General features: G+C 70.5%; 17 protein-coding genes and 2 pseudogenes. 12 read left to right on the top strand and 7 right to left on the bottom strand.

Going from position 1 to position 17,454, the window contains the following annotated elements:
- Nucleotides 1-205: 205 nt before the first annotated feature.
- From AB0E67_RS28155 to AB0E67_RS28115, 9 genes are all read left to right on the top strand, one after another.
- On the top strand, nt 206-991 hold the full coding sequence (locus AB0E67_RS28155; protein ID WP_362031745.1) for an amino acid ABC transporter ATP-binding protein: 786 nt from the start codon (nt 206-208) through the stop codon (nt 989-991).
- A 107-nt stretch (nt 992-1,098) separates the two neighbouring features.
- A complete protein-coding gene (locus AB0E67_RS28150) occupies nt 1,099-1,941 on the top strand; it encodes a glutamate ABC transporter substrate-binding protein (RefSeq protein WP_362031743.1) in 843 nt (280 codons plus the stop codon).
- Nucleotides 1,942-2,020: 79 nt separating this feature from the next.
- On the top strand, nt 2,021-2,686 hold the full coding sequence (locus AB0E67_RS28145; RefSeq protein WP_351516247.1) for an amino acid ABC transporter permease: 666 nt from the start codon (nt 2,021-2,023) through the stop codon (nt 2,684-2,686).
- A complete protein-coding gene (locus AB0E67_RS28140) occupies nt 2,683-3,582 on the top strand; it encodes an amino acid ABC transporter permease (RefSeq protein WP_362031741.1) in 900 nt (299 codons plus the stop codon). The genes AB0E67_RS28145 and AB0E67_RS28140 overlap by 4 nt, the downstream gene beginning before the upstream one ends.
- Nucleotides 3,583-3,809: 227 nt before the next feature.
- Nucleotides 3,810-5,450 (top strand): FAD-dependent monooxygenase, encoded by a 1,641-nt coding sequence (locus AB0E67_RS28135; RefSeq protein WP_362031739.1) that lies wholly within the window; start codon nt 3,810-3,812, stop codon nt 5,448-5,450.
- Nucleotides 5,451-5,482: 32 nt separating this feature from the next.
- Nucleotides 5,483-5,569 (top strand): putative leader peptide, encoded by an 87-nt coding sequence (locus AB0E67_RS28130; RefSeq protein WP_311605579.1) that lies wholly within the window; start codon nt 5,483-5,485, stop codon nt 5,567-5,569.
- Nucleotides 5,570-5,805: 236 nt separating this feature from the next.
- A complete protein-coding gene (locus AB0E67_RS28125; RefSeq protein ID WP_362031796.1) occupies nt 5,806-6,279 on the top strand; it encodes a cysteine dioxygenase in 474 nt (157 codons plus the stop codon).
- Nucleotides 6,280-6,335: 56 nt separating this feature from the next.
- The gene (locus tag AB0E67_RS28120; RefSeq protein ID WP_362031794.1) at nt 6,336-6,737 is read left to right on the top strand and encodes a rhodanese-like domain-containing protein; all 402 of its coding nucleotides are present in this window, start codon (nt 6,336-6,338) and stop codon (nt 6,735-6,737) included.
- Between the two features lie 247 nt (nt 6,738-6,984).
- Nucleotides 6,985-7,644, top strand: a complete 660-nt coding sequence (locus AB0E67_RS28115; RefSeq protein WP_362031737.1) for a hypothetical protein — start codon at nt 6,985-6,987, stop codon at nt 7,642-7,644.
- Nucleotides 7,645-7,685: 41 nt separating this feature from the next.
- Here the strand turns inward: AB0E67_RS28115 and AB0E67_RS28110 are convergent, their stop codons facing one another.
- A complete protein-coding gene (locus tag AB0E67_RS28110; RefSeq protein ID WP_362031735.1) occupies nt 7,686-8,435 on the bottom strand; it encodes a TetR family transcriptional regulator in 750 nt (249 codons plus the stop codon).
- A 159-nt stretch (nt 8,436-8,594) separates the two neighbouring features.
- On the opposite strand from AB0E67_RS28110, the pseudogene AB0E67_RS28105 reads away from it, so the two are divergent.
- Nucleotides 8,595-9,983 (top strand): annotated as a pseudogene (locus tag AB0E67_RS28105) (MFS transporter); the annotation flags it as partial.
- 367 nt (nt 9,984-10,350) lie between these two features.
- On the opposite strand, the gene recX reads toward AB0E67_RS28105, so the two are convergent.
- Complete coding sequence (gene recX, locus AB0E67_RS28100) at nt 10,351-11,130, bottom strand: recombination regulator RecX (protein WP_362031733.1); 780 nt, start codon at nt 11,128-11,130, stop codon at nt 10,351-10,353.
- A 3-nt stretch (nt 11,131-11,133) separates the two neighbouring features.
- On the bottom strand, nt 11,134-12,255 hold the full coding sequence (recA, locus tag AB0E67_RS28095; protein ID WP_362031731.1) for a recombinase RecA: 1,122 nt from the start codon (nt 12,253-12,255) through the stop codon (nt 11,134-11,136).
- Between the two features lie 384 nt (nt 12,256-12,639).
- Here recA and AB0E67_RS28090 point away from each other — a divergent pair.
- Nucleotides 12,640-13,268 (top strand): annotated as a pseudogene (locus tag AB0E67_RS28090) (class I SAM-dependent methyltransferase).
- A 177-nt stretch (nt 13,269-13,445) separates the two neighbouring features.
- On the opposite strand, the gene AB0E67_RS28085 reads toward AB0E67_RS28090, so the two are convergent.
- Together AB0E67_RS28085 and AB0E67_RS28080 are read right to left on the bottom strand one after the other, a co-directional pair.
- The gene (locus tag AB0E67_RS28085; RefSeq protein ID WP_362031793.1) at nt 13,446-14,618 is read right to left on the bottom strand and encodes an AI-2E family transporter; all 1,173 of its coding nucleotides are present in this window, start codon (nt 14,616-14,618) and stop codon (nt 13,446-13,448) included.
- Between the two features lie 219 nt (nt 14,619-14,837).
- Complete coding sequence (locus AB0E67_RS28080; RefSeq protein ID WP_362031729.1) at nt 14,838-15,032, bottom strand: DUF3046 domain-containing protein; 195 nt, start codon at nt 15,030-15,032, stop codon at nt 14,838-14,840.
- 79 nt (nt 15,033-15,111) lie between these two features.
- On the opposite strand from AB0E67_RS28080, the gene AB0E67_RS28075 reads away from it, so the two are divergent.
- Nucleotides 15,112-16,026: a hypothetical protein gene (locus AB0E67_RS28075; protein WP_362031727.1), complete on the top strand. Its 915-nt coding sequence runs from the start codon at nt 15,112-15,114 to the stop codon at nt 16,024-16,026.
- 199 nt (nt 16,027-16,225) lie between these two features.
- Here AB0E67_RS28075 and AB0E67_RS28070 read toward each other — a convergent pair whose 3' ends face one another.
- Complete coding sequence (locus AB0E67_RS28070) at nt 16,226-16,543, bottom strand: AzlD domain-containing protein (RefSeq protein ID WP_073789765.1); 318 nt, start codon at nt 16,541-16,543, stop codon at nt 16,226-16,228.
- On the bottom strand, nt 16,540-17,322 hold the full coding sequence (locus AB0E67_RS28065) for an AzlC family ABC transporter permease (RefSeq protein WP_362031725.1): 783 nt from the start codon (nt 17,320-17,322) through the stop codon (nt 16,540-16,542). Before AB0E67_RS28065 ends, AB0E67_RS28070 begins: the two co-directional genes overlap by 4 nt.
- Nucleotides 17,323-17,454 lie beyond the last annotated feature (132 nt).

Raw genomic sequence — 17,454 nt, 5'->3', positions numbered from 1 at the left:
GTACGCCAGTCAAGAGCCCGCCCCTCGCGTCGGGCCATCTGTTATCCACCCGGTACGCCCGGGGTGTCCCACCCACATCCCTGGTCACAGGGTGTGTCCGGGCGCCACCGGATCGTTATCCTCAATTCTCGCTCAGATGTGATGACGCTGGTCGCGCCGCAACCCTAGGGTCCTTCCCAACCGAGGAGGACGGAGCAAGAAGCCGATGAGCGGAGTTTCAGTGACCAAGGGCGCCGAGGACGCCGCACCCGCGGCGAACGACCTTGTCGTACTGAGCAACGTCAACAAGCACTTCGGCGCGCTGCATGTGCTCCAGGACATCGACCTGACCATCGCCCGCGGCGAGGTCGTGGTCGTCATCGGACCCTCCGGGTCCGGAAAGTCCACGCTGTGCCGCACGATCAACCGCTTGGAGACGATCGACTCGGGCGACATCTCGATCGACGGCAGGCCGCTGCCGCAGGAGGGCCGGGAGCTGGCACGGCTGCGTGCCGATGTCGGGATGGTTTTCCAGTCGTTCAATCTCTTCGCGCACAAGACCGTGCTCGAAAATGTGATGCTGAGTCAGATAAAGGTCCGCAAGACCGACAAGAAGGCCGCCGAGGACAAGGCCCGTTCGCTGCTGGAGCGGGTGGGTGTCGCGACGCAGGCCGACAAGTACCCGGCCCAGCTCTCCGGCGGTCAGCAGCAACGCGTGGCCATCGCCCGGGCGTTGGCGATGGATCCCAAGGTGATCCTCTTCGACGAGCCGACCTCCGCGCTCGACCCGGAGATGATCAACGAGGTGCTGGACGTCATGCAGCAGCTCGCCCGGGAGGGCATGACGATGGTCGTGGTCACGCACGAGATGGGCTTCGCGCGTTCTGCCGCGAACCGGGTCGTCTTCATGGCGGACGGGAAGATCGTCGAAGAGGCCACGCCCGACCAGTTCTTCAGCAACCCGCGCAGCGACCGGGCCAAGGACTTCCTCTCGAAGATCCTTCACCACTGATCGGAACCGATCGACCGGAACCGGTCGGCCCGAGCCGATCGATTCCTCGCCACCGGTCCGTGAACCGGCCGGTCACCCGCATCGCGTCAACTTTAGGGAATGTCATCATGCAGCTTCGTAAGGTCACCGCCGCCTCGGCCGCCGTGCTCGCTCTCGCCCTGACCGCCACCGCCTGTGGTTCCGACAAGAAGGACGGCGGTTCGGACGGTTCGGGCAGCGGCAAGATCACCATCGGCATCAAGATCGACCAGCCCGGTCTGGGGCTGAAGACGCCGGACGGCAAGTTCACCGGCTTCGACGTCGACGTCGCCACGTACGTCGCCAAGGAACTCGGCTACGACGCCAAGGACATCGTCTTCAAGGAAACCAAGAGCGCCGACCGCGAGACGGCGATCGAGCGCGGCGACGTGAAGTTCATCGCCGCTTCCTACTCGATCAACGACGAGCGTCTGAAGAAGGTCGACTTCGCCGGCCCGTACCTGCTGGCGCACCAGGACATCCTGGTCCGCGCCGACGACGACTCGATCAAGTCGCCGGAGGACCTGAACAGCAAGAAGCTGTGTTCGGTCGCCGGTTCCACCTCGGCGCAGAACGTCAAGGACAAGCTGGCCCCGAAGGCGCAGCTCCAGACCTACGGTGGCTACTCGGAGTGCCTGACCGGCCTGGAGAACAAGGTCATCGACGCCCTGACCACCGATGACGACATTCTTGCGGGCTACGCCTCGCAGAAGGAGTTCCAGGGGAAGTTCAAGCTGGCCGGCTTCAAGATGACCAACGAGAACTACGGCATCGGCCTGAAGAAGGGCGACGCCGATCTCAAGAAGAAGATCAACGACGCTCTCACCAAGATGGTCTCGGACGGTTCCTGGGACAAGGCCGTGAAGGACAACTTCGGCCCGGCGAACTACAAGAACGAGCCCGCTCCGAAGATCGGCAACGTCGTCAAGTGAAGCAGGGCTGACCGGGCGCGCCGTCCGTGAACGGCGGCGCGCCGCGCCCTCCCTCCGACACGCGGAAGCGCGGGAGATCGTGTTCGACTTTCTTGAAGGTTACGACCTGCTGGGGGCCTTCTGGGTGACGGTGCAGCTCACCGTCTACTCCGCTCTCGGCTCCCTCATATGGGGAACGCTACTGGCCGGCATGAGGGTCAGCCCGGTCCCCCTGATGCGCGGCTTCGCCACCGCGTACGTCAATGTGGTCCGGAACATTCCGCTGACCGTGATCATCGTGTTCTCGTCGCTGGGCCTGTACCAGACGCTGGGCATCATGCTCGGTGCCGAGGTCATCGACGACATCAACTTCCGTCTGGCGGTGCTCGCCCTGGTCGCCTACACCGCGGCCTTCGTGTGCGAGGCGCTGCGTTCCGGCATCAACACGGTGCCGGTCGGCCAGGCCGAGGCGGCGCGTGCGCTCGGGCTGAGCTTCACGCAGGTGCTGCGGCTGATCATCCTTCCTCAGGCGTTCCGTGCGGTGGTCAACCCGTTGTCCAACGTGCTGATCGCGCTGACGAAGAACACCACGGTCGCCTCCGCGATCGGTGTCATCGAGGCGTCCTACCTGATGAAGGACATGATCGAGGCCGAGGCCCAGCTGATCCTGATCGCGCTGGTCTTCGCGTTCGGCTTCGTCGTCCTGACCCTCCCGACCGGCCTGATCCTCGGCTGGGTGAGCAAGAAGGTGGCGGTGAAGCGATGAGTTCCTCGGTCCTCTACGACGCCCAGGGACCGCGCGCCAAGCAGCGGAACATCCTGTACACGGTGCTGTTCGTCCTGGGCACCGCGGCCGTGGTGTGGTGGGTGTACGACGGCCTGGCCGAGAAGCACCAGCTCGACTGGATCAAGTGGAAGCCCTTCTTCACCAGCTTCCAGCCCTGGGCGACGTACATCTGGCCGGGCCTCCAGAACACGCTCAAGGCGGCGTTCTTCGCCCTGCTCATCGCGCTGCCGCTGGGTGCCCTGTTCGGTATCGGCAGACTGTCGGACCACCGCTGGGTACGGATGCCGGCCGGCTTCGTCGTGGAGCTCTTCCGCGCCGTCCCCGTACTGATCCTGATGATCGTCGCGAACGCGGTGTACGCGGAGTACACCACCATCGACACCGATGTGCGTCCGCTGTACGCCGTGGTGACCGGTCTGGTGCTGTACAACTTCTCGGTGCTCGCCGAGATCGTGCGGGCCGGAATCGAGTCCCTGCCGAAGGGCCAGGCGGAGGCGGCCAAGGCGCTCGGCATGCGCAAGAGCCAGGTCATGGTGTTCGTGCTGCTGCCGCAGGCGGTGACGGCCATGCTGCCGGCGATCGTCAGCCAGCTCGTCGTCATCGTGAAGGACACGGCGCTCGGTGGCGCCATGATGACCTTCCCCGAACTGCTGGCGTCGGTCCGTCCGATGAGCGCCAACTACGGTGCCAACACCATCGCTTGCTTCACCGTCATTGCCGTGATCTTCGTGGCGCTGAATTTCGCGCTCACCTCGTTCGCGAGCTGGTTGGAGCGGTGGCTGCGGCGCAACAGGAAGAGCAGGGGCACCGCGCCGGGGGGCGCACAGAAGACCGTCGGTGAGCCGGCGCTCGTCGTGGACGACGGACGCGCCTGACGGCTCGCAGCATCGGGCGCCCGAGGGGCGGTGGCGAACGCGCCACCGCCCCTCGTCGTCGTCCGGCGTCGCTTGACGCGGGCACCGGCAGTAGGTTGCATACGTTCTGTGATCGCGCCCCCTGCACCCTTCGCCGCCACACCTCCTCCACGCCCTGTCACGGTGCCGGGCCGTGCCTTCCTGCCGCCCGTGTCCGCACCGAGCGCCCCGGTCCGAGGAGTTGCCCCGTGGACCCGGTGATCGTAGTCGGCGCGGGACCGGTCGGTCTGGCGCTGTCGCTCGCCCTCGCAGCCCAGGATGTGCCCTCCGTCCTCCTCGACGAGGACCCGGGACGGGACGAGACGCGCCCCGCTCGGACCGTGATCCTGCGCGAGGACACCGCTGACCTGGTCGAACGGCTGGGCTGCACGGCGCTTGGGCACGAGGGCGCGCGGTGGTCCGGGTGGCGGTCCATGCGGCGCAGGCAACTGGTGCGCGAACTGCCCCTGGGAACGGGCGAAGACCGGGGCCGGGACGAGGACGTCGTCGACGGCGATCCGCCGCCTCCCTCCCCCGTCCACCTGCCGCAGCACGCTCTGACCTGCGGACTGCGGGACGCGGTCGCCGCGCAGGAACTCGTACGGGTGGTGCCGTACAGCCGGGTCGACCGGCTGGAGCAGGACGCCACCGGCGTCACGGTGCACACCAGGGAGCCGAACGCCACGTGGTGGCGCGGGAGTTACGTGGTGGGCTGCGACGGCGCCCGGTCCACCGTGCGCAAGCTCCTCGACATCCGCTTCCCGGGACGCACGGCGGTGGAGCGCCATGCCGTCGCCGCGCTGCGCACCGAACTCCCCTGGCCGGGGCGGGCCGTGCTGCACCGGCTGCCGCCGTGGCGCACCGGCGGCGCCGAGGTGACCGCGCGTCCGCTCCCGGACGGCGTCTGGCGGCTGGACTGGCTGCTGCCGCCGCGCGGCGAACTGGTCACCCCGGACGCCCTGATCACCCGCATCCGGGACACCCTGGCCGGCTGGTGCGGCGAGACGCCGCCGTACGAACTGCTGGACACCGGCGTGTACACGCTGCACCATCGGCTCGCCCTGCGCTGGCGGGCCGACCGGGCCTTCCTGGCCGGGGACGCCGCCCATCTGCTGGGCGCGCTGGGCACCCAGGGGCTCGACGAGGGAGTGCGGGACGCCGAGAACCTCGCCTGGAAACTGGCGCACGCCTGGCACCAGGGCGCCTCGGACGTACTGCTCGACAGCTATCAGGCGGAGCGGCGGGCCGCGGTGGCCACGCGGCTGCGGGCCGCGGACCAGTCGCTGCCGGTCCTGCGCGGGGGTGGGGGGCTGCGGACCCTCGTCCCGGGGAGCGCACGGGGGCACGACTCCTTGCTCATGGACGGGCATCTGGGCCGGGGCCCCCTCGGCGCGCCCCCTTCGTACTCTCATTCGCCCCTTGCGCCCGCGCATGCCGAGGCGCACACCTCCGTGGGTACGCTCCCCGGTGCGCCGGTCATCGATGTGCGGGTGACGGCGCCCGACGGCACGACCGTACGGCTGCGCGAGCGGCTGGGGCTGGGGAACCTGCTGGTGCTCCTGGTGGCACCCGGCACCGGGGTGTGGGACCGGCGGCACTGGATGACGGCGGGGGTCATGCCCCGACTCGCCACGGCGGTCGACGCGCTGCCGGTGCGGAGCGAGCTTCTGGTGACGGAGAGCTATCCGGGGGCGTCGGCGCACACCGTCCTGCTGATCAGGCCCGACGGTCATCTCGTGGCATCGTTCGGCGGGGTGCGGCCCCGGGAGCTCCACGCGGCGGCGGACACGGTACGCGGCGGGGCGGTGCACACCACCGAGCGCTCCGACCGGACGGTGGAGGTCAATTGACCGCTGCCGGTCCGCATGGTGTACTCCGGAACGTGACCGACACCGATGTGCGCCTGTGGCGGAGGGTCCATATGGACCTCGTCCGCTATGCGGGCTGCGTGTGTCGCCCGTCCTGCTGACTCGCCCCTCCCCTGCCGCGCCGTGCGCTCTTCCGTACGGCGTGCGCCCGCGCGAACCTTCAGGACGGCTCTCCTTGTCTGCTTCTTCCTCACCCTCCGCACCCCTGCCCGCCTCCACCGGTGCCGGGTCCGCTTCCGGTTCGTCGGCCCGTACGGGTTCCGGTACGACGGCCACCGGTCCGGGTTCCGGCTCCGAGCAGACGGCCGGTTCCGGCACCGGTCCGTCGGCCGCCGAACTGCTCGACTTCGTCCTCCGGGTGGCCGCCGCCCCCCGCATCGTCGCCTCGCTCCCCCTCGATCCCGAAGGACGCACCTGGCTCCCGCTCGACGGCCCCGGCGGCAGTGAGGCGTGGCTGATCGGCTGGCCACCGGGCAGCGGCACCGGCTGGCACGACCACGCCGACTCGATCGGCGCCTTCACCACCGCGACCGGCACCCTCAAGGAGTACTCGCTCGCCGCCCGGCTGCCCACCGACGGCTGGAAGACCCTGGAGCTCACCGAGGGCATCGACCGTTCCCGTGTGCTGACCGCCGGTCGGGGCAGGGCCTTCGGCCGTCACCACGTCCACGAGGTGCTGAACGAGTCCACCACCGAGCATGCCGTCTCCGTCCACGCGTACTTCCCACCGCTGCCCCGGATCCGGCGCTACAGCCGAACCGGTTCCGTGCTCCGCCTCGAACAGGTGGAACGGCCGGAGGACTGGCAGTGAGCGACAGGCGCGCGGCCGGATCCGAACCGGTCGGCCGCGCGGGCGGGTCGGAACCGATGGGCCGCGCGGGCGGCTCGGGACCCGTCGGCATCGATGAACTGCTGGAACGTGTCCGGTCCGGGTTCGTCAGGGTCGGTCCCCGGGAGGCCGCCGCCGCGGCCGAGGACGGGGCACTGCTCGTCGACATCCGCTACGCGCGACTGCGGGAACGGGACGGGCTGATCCCCGGAGCACTGGTCGTCGAACGCAATGAACTGGAGTGGCGGCTGGACCCGTGGGGAAGCCACCGGCTGCCGGAGGCGGTGGGCCACGGCCTTCGGATCGTGGTGGTCTGCGACGAGGGCTACGCGTCGAGTCTCGCCGTCGCGTCCCTGCGGCAGCTCGGGCTGCACCGAGCGACGGACCTGATCGGCGGCTTCCAGGCCTGGCGCGCGGCGGGGCTTCCCGTGGACGTGTGACGGGCGCGGGCGGCGCGGACCGGTACACGGGCGGGCGGAGTCGCGGCCACCACCGGCGCCGTGTACACGCACCGCGTGGGTCCGGAATCGTCCGGGCCCACGCGCCACGGGCGGCAGCTCCGTGTCCCTCGTCCGTCCCTCGAATCCGTCGCGACACACCCGAACGCCGCACCCCGGTGGAGCGATCTCCGCTCACGGCGGACATTCGGCTCAACGCCGAGAACGACGTGACGGAGGCACCGCGCCCATGCCGACCCCCATCTCCACCACCCCCGCACCCGCCCCGACCCCCGATCTGCTCGATGCCCAGGTCGTTCACCTGTACGACACCGAGGCATGGCGGCAGATCGTCTCCGGCTGGGATCTCACCGCTTCCGAGCCGGTGCCCCTGCCCTCCCCCGGGGCCATGGAGCAGGCGCCGGAACCTGGACCGACGGACTGGCGCGCCCTGCTGTCCGTACCGGTCGACCGGCTCATCGCCGAATCCGTCCGGGCCCTGCCCGCCACCGCGCCGCGCGAGCGGCCCCTTCCCGGGCGGCTGGGCGCGATCCTCCCCGACCGGCTGCACTCCTGGCGCCGCATCGGACAGCCCGATGTGCGACCCTCCACTCATCTCGCCCACGCGCGAAGGATCCTGACCGAGTGGGGCTGGCAGAACACGCCCTACAAACTCCGCAACGCCCGCGGGGCGCGGTGCATCTGCGGCGCCCTCCTCACCGCGCACCGTCTGGGCTACGGCTCCCTGGACACCGTGGACCGGGCGGGCGCCTGGCTCGTCACCGAGCTCCGCTCCCGGGGCTGGACCGGTCTGATCGGTCCGTGGAACCGCCACCCCGGCCGTACCGCCGAGGAGGCACTCGCCCTGGTCGACGCCACCATCGCCCGCGCCGCCCGCGCCGGTCAGTGAAGGCGCCCGGTCCACGAAGACGGCCGGGACACGGAGCCGTGTCACGGCACAGCCGCTGCGTCACGCCCCGGTGCCGCCGGGGCGAGCAGGGCGTCGACCACGTCGCGCAGCGGGCCTCCGAGGTCCTTCTCGGTGGCCGACGCGAGCGGCTCCAGGCCGCGGGAGGCGCGCAGCACCGTGATGCCGAAGGCCACGGACAGCACCAGTTGCGCGCGCAGGAGCAGTTGGTCGCCGCCGGGGGCGTCGGGCCGCCATCCGGCCGCCGAGGCGAGCCGCTCGCTGAACGTTCGCAGCAGGCCGGTGCGCATCCGCTCGGTTCGCTCGTCGCCGGAGGAGCGCAGCAGCAGGAGGAGCGCGTCCCTGGGAGTGTCCGAGGCGAGCACGCCCGCGGTGTGGCCGCTGATGACCTCCGGGATCTGTTCCAGGTCGGCGACCGTGCCCGCCTCGCGGGAGAGTTCGCCGATGACCGCCCTCAGGCAGGCTTCGAAGAGACCTTCCTTGGACCGGAAGTAGCGGTTGATGAGCGCGACGTTGACACCGGCGTCGTCGGCGATGTCGCGCACGGTGGTGGCCGCGTATCCGTCGTGCGCGAAGCGGCGACGGGCCGATTCGAGCAGAAGCGCGCGGGTCCTGGCGCCGGTGCCCCGCCGAGCTGTCTGCGGCGCACCGGCCGTCGCAGCCGGGGGCGTGGTGCCGGCCGACGGCGCGGGACCGGTGGTCGCCGCGGACGGCGCGGGACCGGTCGTCGACGACTCGGGCGAGGGGTCGTCCGGGGAACTGCTGGCTCTCATTGCTGTCCTCTCTCCACCCGAACGGTACGTCCACCACCATGTAAACAAATGTTGACCACACGCCCAGGCCTGCTCTAGCGTCCATGTAAGCAGATGTTTACTTATGGCCCCGGGCGAGCGAATCGAGCCCGGCGACCCCTCAACTTCCTGGAGTCCCGAATGGACGCCCCCCAGCCCACGGCCCGCACCGGTGGCGTGGTCGCCACGCTGGCCCTCGCCGGCATCACCGCCGCGATCATGCAGACCCTGGTCACACCGCTCATCGCGGAGTTGCCCGAGATCCTGCACACCACGTCGTCGAACGCGGCATGGGTGATCACCGTCACCCTGCTGGCGGGAGCGATCTGCGTACCGATCTCCGGACGGCTCGGCGACCTGATCGGCAAGCGCCGCATGCTCCTCGCGTGCTCCGTACCGCTGGCGGCCGGCTCACTGGTGTGCGCCCTCGCCACCTCCGTCGTGCCGATGATCATCGGACGCGGGCTGCAGGGGATGGGCATGGGCATGGTGCCGCTCGGCATCGCCCTGCTGCGCGACGTGGTCCCCGCGGAGAAGCTCAGCTCCTCCATCGCGCTGGTGAGCGCCTCCATGGGGATCGGCGGCGGGCTCGGTCTGCCGATCGCTGCGGCGGTGGCCCAGTACGCCGACTGGCGGGTGCTGTTCTGGGGCTCCACCGTCCTGGCCGTACTGATCGGCGCGGCGATCTGGTTCCTCATCCCCGAGGTCCCCGCCGGGGCCAGGGGGCAGCGCTTCGACGTCCCCGGGGCGGTCGGGCTCGCCGCCGGACTGGTCTGCCTGCTGCTCGCCGTGTCGAAGGGCGCCGACTGGGGCTGGACCTCCGCGACCACCCTCGGACTGTTCGCCGCGGCCGTCGTGATCCTGCCCGCCTGGGGCGCCTGGGAGCTGCGCACCAGGGATCCGCTGGTCGACCTGCGCACCACGGCCCGCCCGCGTGTGCTGCTCACCAACGTCGCCTCCGTCTTCGTCGGCTTCGGCATGTACGCGAGCATGCTGGTCGTGCCGCAGCTGCTCCAGTTCCCGGAGGCCACCGGCTACGGACTGGGCCAGTCGATGCTCGCCGCCAGTCTGTGGATGGCGCCCGGAGGCATCATGATGATGATCGTCTCGCCGTTCGGCGGGAAGCTCACCGACGCCCGCGGCCCGAAGTTCACCCTGATCTGCGGCGTTCTGGTACTGGCCGTCGGGTACGGCCTGTCGCTCGTGCTCATGGGCTCCGCATGGGGCCTCATGCTCGCCCTCGTGGTCATCAACAGCGGCGTGGGGCTCGCGTACGGCTCGATGCCCGCGCTGATCATGAGCTCGGTCCCGCTCGCCGAGACCGCCGCCGCCAACGGCTTCAACGCCCTCATGCGTTCACTGGGCACCTCGGTCGGCGCCGCCGTGATGGGCGTGGTCCTCTCGCAGATGACCGTCACCATGGGCGGCCACACCTTCACCTCCGAGAGCGGCTTCCGTTCCGGCCTGGTCATCGGCTGTGGCATCGCGCTCGTCGCCGCGCTCATCGCCGGTGTCATCCCGGCCGCCCGTGCCGTCCCCCGCACCGGAGGCGAAGCCACCCCCGCCACACCCGAGCACACCGCCCCCGGGCAGGTCGCACCCGAGCACACCACAGCCACACGGACCGCACAGCTCCCCCAGGACGCACAGCTCCCCCAGGACGCACAGCTCCCCCAGGACGCGCAGAGCGCCCAGGTCACGCGGGCCGAGGTCTGACGGGACGACCTCCGCCTGTTCGGCAACCGCCGCGCCGTGGTGCCGACATGCCGGAGCGCCGCAGTGGCCACACGCCTCTTCCGGTGCCCCGCTGTCGGCACCCTGCGCGCCTCAACCGCCGGCTGCCGTCACATGCGAACCTCTTGGAACCGCCACATCACCCACCACCGTCCAACGCCGATCAGAACGGCTCGTCCAGCCCCTCCGTGTCCTCCCCCTCCTCCTCCAGCGCCTGACGCACCACGCGCAGCGCCATGCCTTCCCCGTACCCCTTGCGAGCGAGCATGCCCGCGAGGCGACGCAGCCGTCTGTCACGGTCCAGCCCGCGAGTGGAACGCAGTTTGCGCGCCACCAGTTCACGGGCCGTCGCCTCCTCCCGCTCCGCGTCGAGCTGCCCGACCGCCTCGTCGATCACGGCCGAGTCCACCCCCTTGGTGCGCAACTCACGGACGAGCGCCCGGCGGGCGAGCCCCCGACCGTGGTGCCGGGACTCCACCCAGGCATCCGCGAAGGCGGCGTCGTCGATCAGCCCCACGTCCTCGAAGCGGGACAGCACCTGCTCGGCCGCCTCGTCCGGGATCTCCCGCTTGCGCAGGGCATCCGCGAGCTGCTTCCGGGTGCGCGGGGTCCCGGTGAGCAACCGCAGGCATATGTTGCGGGCCTGCTCGACCGGATCTCGCGGTTCCCCCTTCTCGGCCCTCGACGAGGAGGGGGAACCGCTGCCTCTGGAACGGGAGCGGCCACGACGCCCCGCCCCCTCGCCGGAACCCGAGGCCGAACCGGGACCCGGGCCCGGACCATGGCCGCCCCCGGCCTCCGGCCCGTACGTGTCCTCGTACCCGTACGCGCTTTCGTGCCCGCGCTCGTCCTCGCACCCGGCGAGATGCCCGACGGCGAACTCGGAACCGGGGCCGGCGCCCGGGTCCGTGGCGCCGACCGGCCACTCCGTACGACGCGTCATGGGTCAGCTCTTGGCTGCCGCGGCCTTGGCAGGCTTGGTCTTGCCGGCCGGAGCAGGCACCGACTTCGCGCTCTCCGCCGGAGCCGCGGCGCCGCCTCCCGAGCCGGTCTCGGCGGCGTTGTCCTCCGCCCTGACGCCGACACCCAGCTTCTCGAGGATCTTCTTCTCGATCTCATTGGCGAGGTCGGGGTTGTCCTTGAGGAAGTTACGGGCGTTCTCCTTGCCCTGGCCGAGTTGGTCGCCCTCGTAGGTGTACCAGGCACCGGCCTTGCGGACGAAGCCGTGTTCCACACCCATGTCGATCAGACCGCCCTCGCGGCTGATGCCCTGCCCGTAGAGGATGTCGAACTCGGCCTGCTTGAAGGGCGGCGAGACCTTGTTCTTCACGACCTTGACGCGGGTGCGGTTGCCGACGGCCTCGGTGCCGTCCTTCAGCGTCTCGATCCTGCGGATGTCGAGGCGCACCGAGGCGTAGAACTTCAGCGCCCGGCCACCGGTCGTGGTCTCGGGAGAGCCGAACATCACACCGATCTTCTCGCGCAGCTGGTTGATGAAGATCGCCGTGGTCTTGGACTGGTTGAGCGCGCTGGTGATCTTGCGGAGCGCCTGGCTCATCAGGCGGGCCTGGAGACCCACGTGCGAGTCGCCCATCTCGCCCTCGATCTCGGCGCGCGGCACGAGCGCGGCGACGGAGTCGATCACGATCAGGTCGAGAGCGCCGGAGCGGACCAGCATGTCCACGATCTCGAGGGCCTGCTCACCGTTGTCCGGCTGGGACAGGATGAGGTTGTCGATGTCAACGCCGAGCTTCTTCGCGTACTCGGGGTCGAGGGCGTGCTCGGCGTCGATGAAGGCCACCGAGCCGCCCTGCTTCTGCGCGTTCGCCACGGCGTGCAGTGTCAGTGTCGTCTTGCCGGAGGACTCCGGCCCGTACACCTCCACCACACGGCCGCGCGGCAGACCACCGACGCCAAGGGCCACGTCGAGAGCGGTGGACCCGGTGGGGATCACCTCGACGGGCTCGTTCGGCCGCTCGCCGAGGCGCATGACCGCGCCCTTGCCGAATTGCCGTTCAATCTGTGCGAGCGCGGCGTCCAGCGCCTTCTCGCGGTCGGTTCCTGCCATGGGTTCCACCCGATTTGCTTGTGTCGATCGCTTCACGTCAAAGACGCTAACCCCTGCCACTGACAATGGGCCTCGACGTCCTCCCGGCCTGTGGATAACTCCACGGTGGGGCCCGGGAAAACCCGGCCGGAATCCCATAAGAATGGATGTTCGATTTTAGTGTCAAGCGCACCGCGCCGGGCCGGGCCACCTCCTGTGATCGACCTTTGTCATCGTGCCCCGCCCCCTGCCGTCGAGGGCCGATCGGCGCGGAACCTCGGCCGTCGGGCCGCGGACCGCCGGGCACCTCTGCGGCCCGGACAGGCCGGGCAGGTGATCCGCTGAAGGTGCTGCTGGTGCCGTCCCCCGTAGCTGTCCGGGCACAGCTCCGCATACGTTCGGCGCATGGCTGACGAGTGCTTCGGGCTTCCACGGCCCGCCGCGAGCCAGGATCTGCTCGACCCCGACCGCGGCGATCTCGATGCCTCCCTGAGGGCTGCCCCGTAACCCCTGGCTTCCATCGGCGTCGCCCGGGCCGACCCGAACAGTGAGCGAGTGCGCCGGATCCACGGTGACGCGACAGACCTCCCACCGCTGGAGGTCGACCTCGTGATGACGACGGCGAACGTCGCCCAAGCCATCGCTGATCCCCCACATGGCAGCAGACGCTGCGGGGAGCCTACGAAGCACTGCGGCCCGGTGGGCACCTGGTTCTCGAGACCCGCGATCCGGCCCGACGCGCCTCGGAGGGGTGGACGCGCAAGATCTCCTGTCGTGTGACGGAGATCCCCGGCGACGGCTCCGTCGAGAGCCGGATCGGGCCGATCGAGGTGAACTAACCTCTGGTGACCTTCCGCCGGACCTGTGTCTTCGCTGCGGACGGACAGGTGCTGACCTCGGATTCGACCTCGCGATTCCGTGAGCGGGAAGAGGTCGGGAGGGACCTGGTCGCACATGGCTACGCGGTTGAGGACGTTCGCGATGCGCACGAACGGCCAGGGCGCGAGTTCGTCTTCCTGGCACGACGTCCGTGACCTCCGGTGATCCGGGTGCCGGTCCCCGGCTGCGGCCCGGAGGCCCGCGCAGCCGGGAAGGCGCGGTCGGTCCGCGCAGCCGGGAGCGCGCCGGGCCGGGGCCGCCGGGCGCCCGCGGGGCCGCGCCGTCACAGACCCCGGGGGCGCTTCCGGGCCTCCCGGCACGCCCTTCCCCGGTCAGGCGCTGTCCGGACTCTCCGCCTCCCCGGCACCGGCCCGGGCGTCGTGGCCCGCGTCGTTCCCGTCCGTCCGCCAGAAGCGGCGCAGCCGGGTGAGTGGCGCCTCACCGCGTCGCCGACGGGAGCCGTGCACCCGGGGGTCGTCCGTCACGTCGTACCGCTTCACATAGGCGCCCAGGAACGCCTGGAGGGTGGCGACGGCCGGGATCGCGATCAACGCGCCCACCGCGCCCATCAGCGCCGTACCCGCGATGACCGATCCGAACGCGACGGCCGGATGGATGTCGACGGTCTTGGAGGTGAGCTTGGGCTGCAGACCGTAGTTCTCGAACTGCTGGTAGACCACGACGAAGCCGAGCACCCACACCGCGTACCAGGGGTCCACGGTGAACGCGATCAGCATCGGCAGGGCTCCCGCCAGATACGTGCCGATCGTGGGTATGAACTGGGAGACCAGGCCGACCCAGATGGCGAGCGCCGGCGCGTAGGGAACGCCGAGGATCACCAGCACGATGTAGTGCGCGATTCCGGAGACGAGTGCCATCAGGCCGCGCGAGTAGAGGTAGCCGCCCGTCTTGTCGACCGCGATCTCCCAGGCCCGCAGGACCTCCGCCTGCCTGGCGGGCGGCAGGACCGAGCACAGGGCGCGCCGCAGCCTGGGGCCGTCGGCGGCGAAGTAGAACGAGAACAGGAAGACCGTCAGGAGACGGAAGAGCCCGCCGAGCACGGTGGTGGAGACGTCGAGCACTCCGCTCGCACTGTTCTGGACGTACTTCTGCAACCAGTCGGAATGCAGCAGGCTGTCCTGGACCTCGACCCGGGACAGCTCGGTGTGGAAGTTCTGGTTGACCCAGTTGATCACCGAGTCCAGGTACTTCGGGAACTCCTCGACCATGTCGACGATCTGGCCGGCGAGCATCGAGCCGAGCAGCACGACGAAGCCGGTGGAGGCTATCAGCACGGCGAGGAAGACCAGGAAGGTGGCGACACCGCGGCGCATTCCACGTGCGGACATGCGACTCACCGCGGGCTCGATGGCGAGCGCCAGGAAGAACGCGATCAGTACGTTGATCAGCAGCCCGACGAGTTGGTCGAACGCCCAGCTGCCGAGCCGGAAGCAGGCGTAGAGCGCCAGGGCGAGCACCATGGCGCGCGGCAGCCACACGGGCATACGGGTCGTCGGCCGGTGACCGGCCGACGCCACCGACGGGTCCGACGGGGCGGTCCGGGTGTGAGGCGCCTCGCGCTGAGCCGTCGAGGCTGTGGCGACTGTCTGGGTCGTCTGGGCTGTCTCGTCTGCAGATGGCACCGCTCCAGTCTCACCCACCACGGTGACAAACGGCGGTCCGCCCCGCGCAACGGCACAGGTCCGGCGCCTGGCGGGGAGGGATCAGCGCTTGTCGGCGGGGATGCCGACCGCCGCGCAGACCCCTCGCCAGACGTCCTTCGCCTCCCAGCCGGCGGCCAGTGCCTGGTGCACCGTCTGCCCGTCGAGTTCGGCCATCACGTGATCGCGTGCGAAGGAGTCGGCGTACCCCGCGCCGAAGTGGTCCGCCATCCGTTCCCAGAAAATCGTCAACCGCATGACCTCAGTATCCCGCTCCTGAGGGTGCAGCCCGGCCGCTACGGCTTGCCGAGAGCGCTTACCGCCCTACGGTCGGTCCATGGCTGGAACCGGAACAAGTCCCCTCAAGCGTGCCGAGCAGTTCATCTGGCTCACGGCCCGTGTCCTGGAACAGCGGCGGTTCGCCCATCACTTCCTGGGAGGAAGCGCGGACGCCGTGGAGACCGCGCTCACCGCCTACCTGAACGAGGACGGCGGATACGGGCACGCGCTCGAACCGGATCTGCGCGGACCCGTCAGTCAGCCGCTGCACATCGCGCACGCCCTCAACGTCCTCGACTCGGTCGGCCGCTGCGGCGGGCCACGGGTGGAACGGATCTGCCGTTTCCTGACCGATGTGTCGACCAAGGAGGGGGCGTTGCCCGCCCTGCTGCCGACGCAGCGCGGCTACCCGGCCGCGCCGTTCATCCCGATCGTCGACGATCCGCCCGCGGAGCTGCTGGCCACCGGCCCCGTGGTCGGGCTCCTGCACCGCAATGCGGTGTGGCACGCCTGGCTGTTCCGGGCCACCGATTTCTGCTGGTCGGTGGTCGAGGCTCTGGACCGGTCGCATCCGTACGAGATCGAGGCGGCGCTCGCCTTCCTGGACGGCGCTCCGGACCGGGCCCGTGCCGAGGCGGCGGCCGACCGGCTGGGGCGGCTGGTACGGGAACAGCGGCTCGTCGTGCTGAATCCGGAGCGGCGAGCGGAGTACCCGGTGGCGGCCGGGTACGCGCCGGGCGAGCAGCACTTCCCGTACGACTACGCCCGGACGCCCGATTCACTGGCGCGGGCCTGGTTCACCGACGAGGAGCTGGAACGCTCGCTCGACCATCTCGCGGCCGAGCAGCAGGCGGACGGCGGCTGGACGGTGAACTGGCGCCGGTGGGCCCCGGGGACGGCCCTGGAGGGGCGGCCCCTCGTGACCCTCAAGGCGCTCCTGACCCTGCGGGCCCACGGGCGCGACATCGGCTGAGAACGCCCGGGGGTCGCCGCGGTGCACCCCACCGGGACGCCACACGGCCCGGCGCACCCCGACGGCCGCTCATGGCCCACCCGTCACTCGTGGTCCGACCGTCGCGCATGTCCCAGCCGCCGCTCCTGGCCCGACCGTCGCTCCGGCCCGTCCGTCGCTCACGAGTACCCCGTGGGTCGGGTCGTCGCTCGCGCGGCTGTCACCAGAGTGCCGGGGCGAGGGCGCGTACCAGCGCCGTGACGACCACGGCGGTGCCCACCACCACGAGAAAGGGAGCGCGCAGCGCCAGAGCGAGCGCCGCTGCCGCGAGCCCCGCGCCCCTGGCGTCCAGGGTCAGGCCCCGGCCGTCGCCGAACGTCTGCTGTGCGGTGAGGGCGGCCAGGAGCGCCACGGGCAGGAGTGCGGCGAGCCGCCGGGTGAGCGGACGTTCCAGCACCCCTGCGGGCACCAGCAGGCCGAGCAGTTTGGCGAGGTAGCAGCCGACGGCGGTCAGCGCGATGGCGATCCAGACGTTCATCGGCCCGCCTCCGTCATGGCCGTACCCCGGGCCGTGCCCTTGCCGCGTCCCTGGGAGGGCCCTCCCTTCCCGCGTCCGCGCAGGAAGAGGACCACGGGTGCGGCGAGCGCGGACAGCAGGACGGGGACGCCCGCGGGCAGTACGGGCAGCAGCCCGAGCGCGAGCAGGACCGCGAGCGCGGCGGTGACGCGCTCCGTCGTGCTCTTCAGCATCGGCGCGAGAAGGGCGAGGAAGACCGCCGGTGATGCCGCGTCCAGCCCCCAGGCATCGGTGTCTCCCAGTGCCTCGGCGCCGAGGGCGCCCAGCAGTGTCGTCAGGTTCCACAGCACGTAGAGGCTGAGCCCGGTGACGGCGAAGCCGATCCTCGCGGCCCGCCGGGTGGGCTGCGACAGGGTCACGGCGGTCGTCTCGTCGATGACCCACTGGGCGGCGAAGGGCCGAAACGCGCGCGGGAGCGCGAGGAGCTGCGACAGCCGCAGGCCGTAGAACGAGTTGCGTACGCCGAGGAAGAAGGCTCCGGCGGCCGCGGTGTACGGATTGCCTCCCGCCGCGAGGGCTCCCACGAGGGCGAACTGCGAGGCGCCGGTGAAGACGGCGAGACTGAGCGCGCAGGTCTGCGGCAGGCTCAGCCCGGAACCGGCCGCGGTCACGCCGAAGGCGAAACCGGAGAGCCCGACCGCCGTCCCGACACCGAGCGCGTCACGTACGACGGCCGCGTCCTGCTTCGGCTCGGTCACGTCCGCCGGCGAACCGGCCGCATTCGACCTCGAACCGGTCATGTCCGGGTTCGGACCAACCGGGTATGCCTCCGGACCGGCCGCATCCGTCCTCATGCCGACGGCATCCGTCTCCGGCCCGGTCGTGCGGGCCCTCGGATCGGGCGCATGGGTGCTCGTCCCGGCCGCTTCGCC

Origin of the sequence: Streptomyces sp. NPDC032161, assembly GCF_040636995.1 — a bacterium.
In the GTDB taxonomy this organism is placed as follows: domain Bacteria; phylum Actinomycetota; class Actinomycetes; order Streptomycetales; family Streptomycetaceae; genus Streptomyces.
Note: the sequence above shows the minus strand (reverse complement) of the source record. Positions and strands in the feature narration are given on the sequence as shown.

Bases quoted from the DNA above. Each gene is read 5' to 3' on its own strand.
- recA (WP_362031731.1), bottom strand. From the start codon at position 12,255: ATGGCAGGAACCGACCGCGAGAAGGCGCTGGACGCCGCGCTCGCACAG.
- AB0E67_RS28070 (WP_073789765.1), bottom strand. From the start codon at position 16,543: ATGAACGTCTGGATCGCCATCGCGCTGACCGCCGTCGGCTGCTACCTC.
- AB0E67_RS28120 (WP_362031794.1), top strand. From the start codon at position 6,336: ATGGGCCGCGCGGGCGGCTCGGGACCCGTCGGCATCGATGAACTGCTG.
- recX (WP_362031733.1), bottom strand. From the start codon at position 11,130: ATGACGCGTCGTACGGAGTGGCCGGTCGGCGCCACGGACCCGGGCGCC.
- AB0E67_RS28065 (WP_362031725.1), bottom strand. From the start codon at position 17,322: ATGACCGGTTCGAGGTCGAATGCGGCCGGTTCGCCGGCGGACGTGACC.
- AB0E67_RS28140 (WP_362031741.1), top strand. From the start codon at position 2,683: ATGAGTTCCTCGGTCCTCTACGACGCCCAGGGACCGCGCGCCAAGCAG.
- AB0E67_RS28150 (WP_362031743.1), top strand. From the start codon at position 1,099: ATGCAGCTTCGTAAGGTCACCGCCGCCTCGGCCGCCGTGCTCGCTCTC.
- AB0E67_RS28075 (WP_362031727.1), top strand. From the start codon at position 15,112: ATGGCTGGAACCGGAACAAGTCCCCTCAAGCGTGCCGAGCAGTTCATC.
- AB0E67_RS28115 (WP_362031737.1), top strand. From the start codon at position 6,985: ATGCCGACCCCCATCTCCACCACCCCCGCACCCGCCCCGACCCCCGAT.
- AB0E67_RS28085 (WP_362031793.1), bottom strand. From the start codon at position 14,618: ATGCCCGTGTGGCTGCCGCGCGCCATGGTGCTCGCCCTGGCGCTCTAC.
- AB0E67_RS28080 (WP_362031729.1), bottom strand. From the start codon at position 15,032: ATGCGGTTGACGATTTTCTGGGAACGGATGGCGGACCACTTCGGCGCG.
- AB0E67_RS28155 (WP_362031745.1), top strand. From the start codon at position 206: ATGAGCGGAGTTTCAGTGACCAAGGGCGCCGAGGACGCCGCACCCGCG.
- AB0E67_RS28110 (WP_362031735.1), bottom strand. From the start codon at position 8,435: ATGAGAGCCAGCAGTTCCCCGGACGACCCCTCGCCCGAGTCGTCGACG.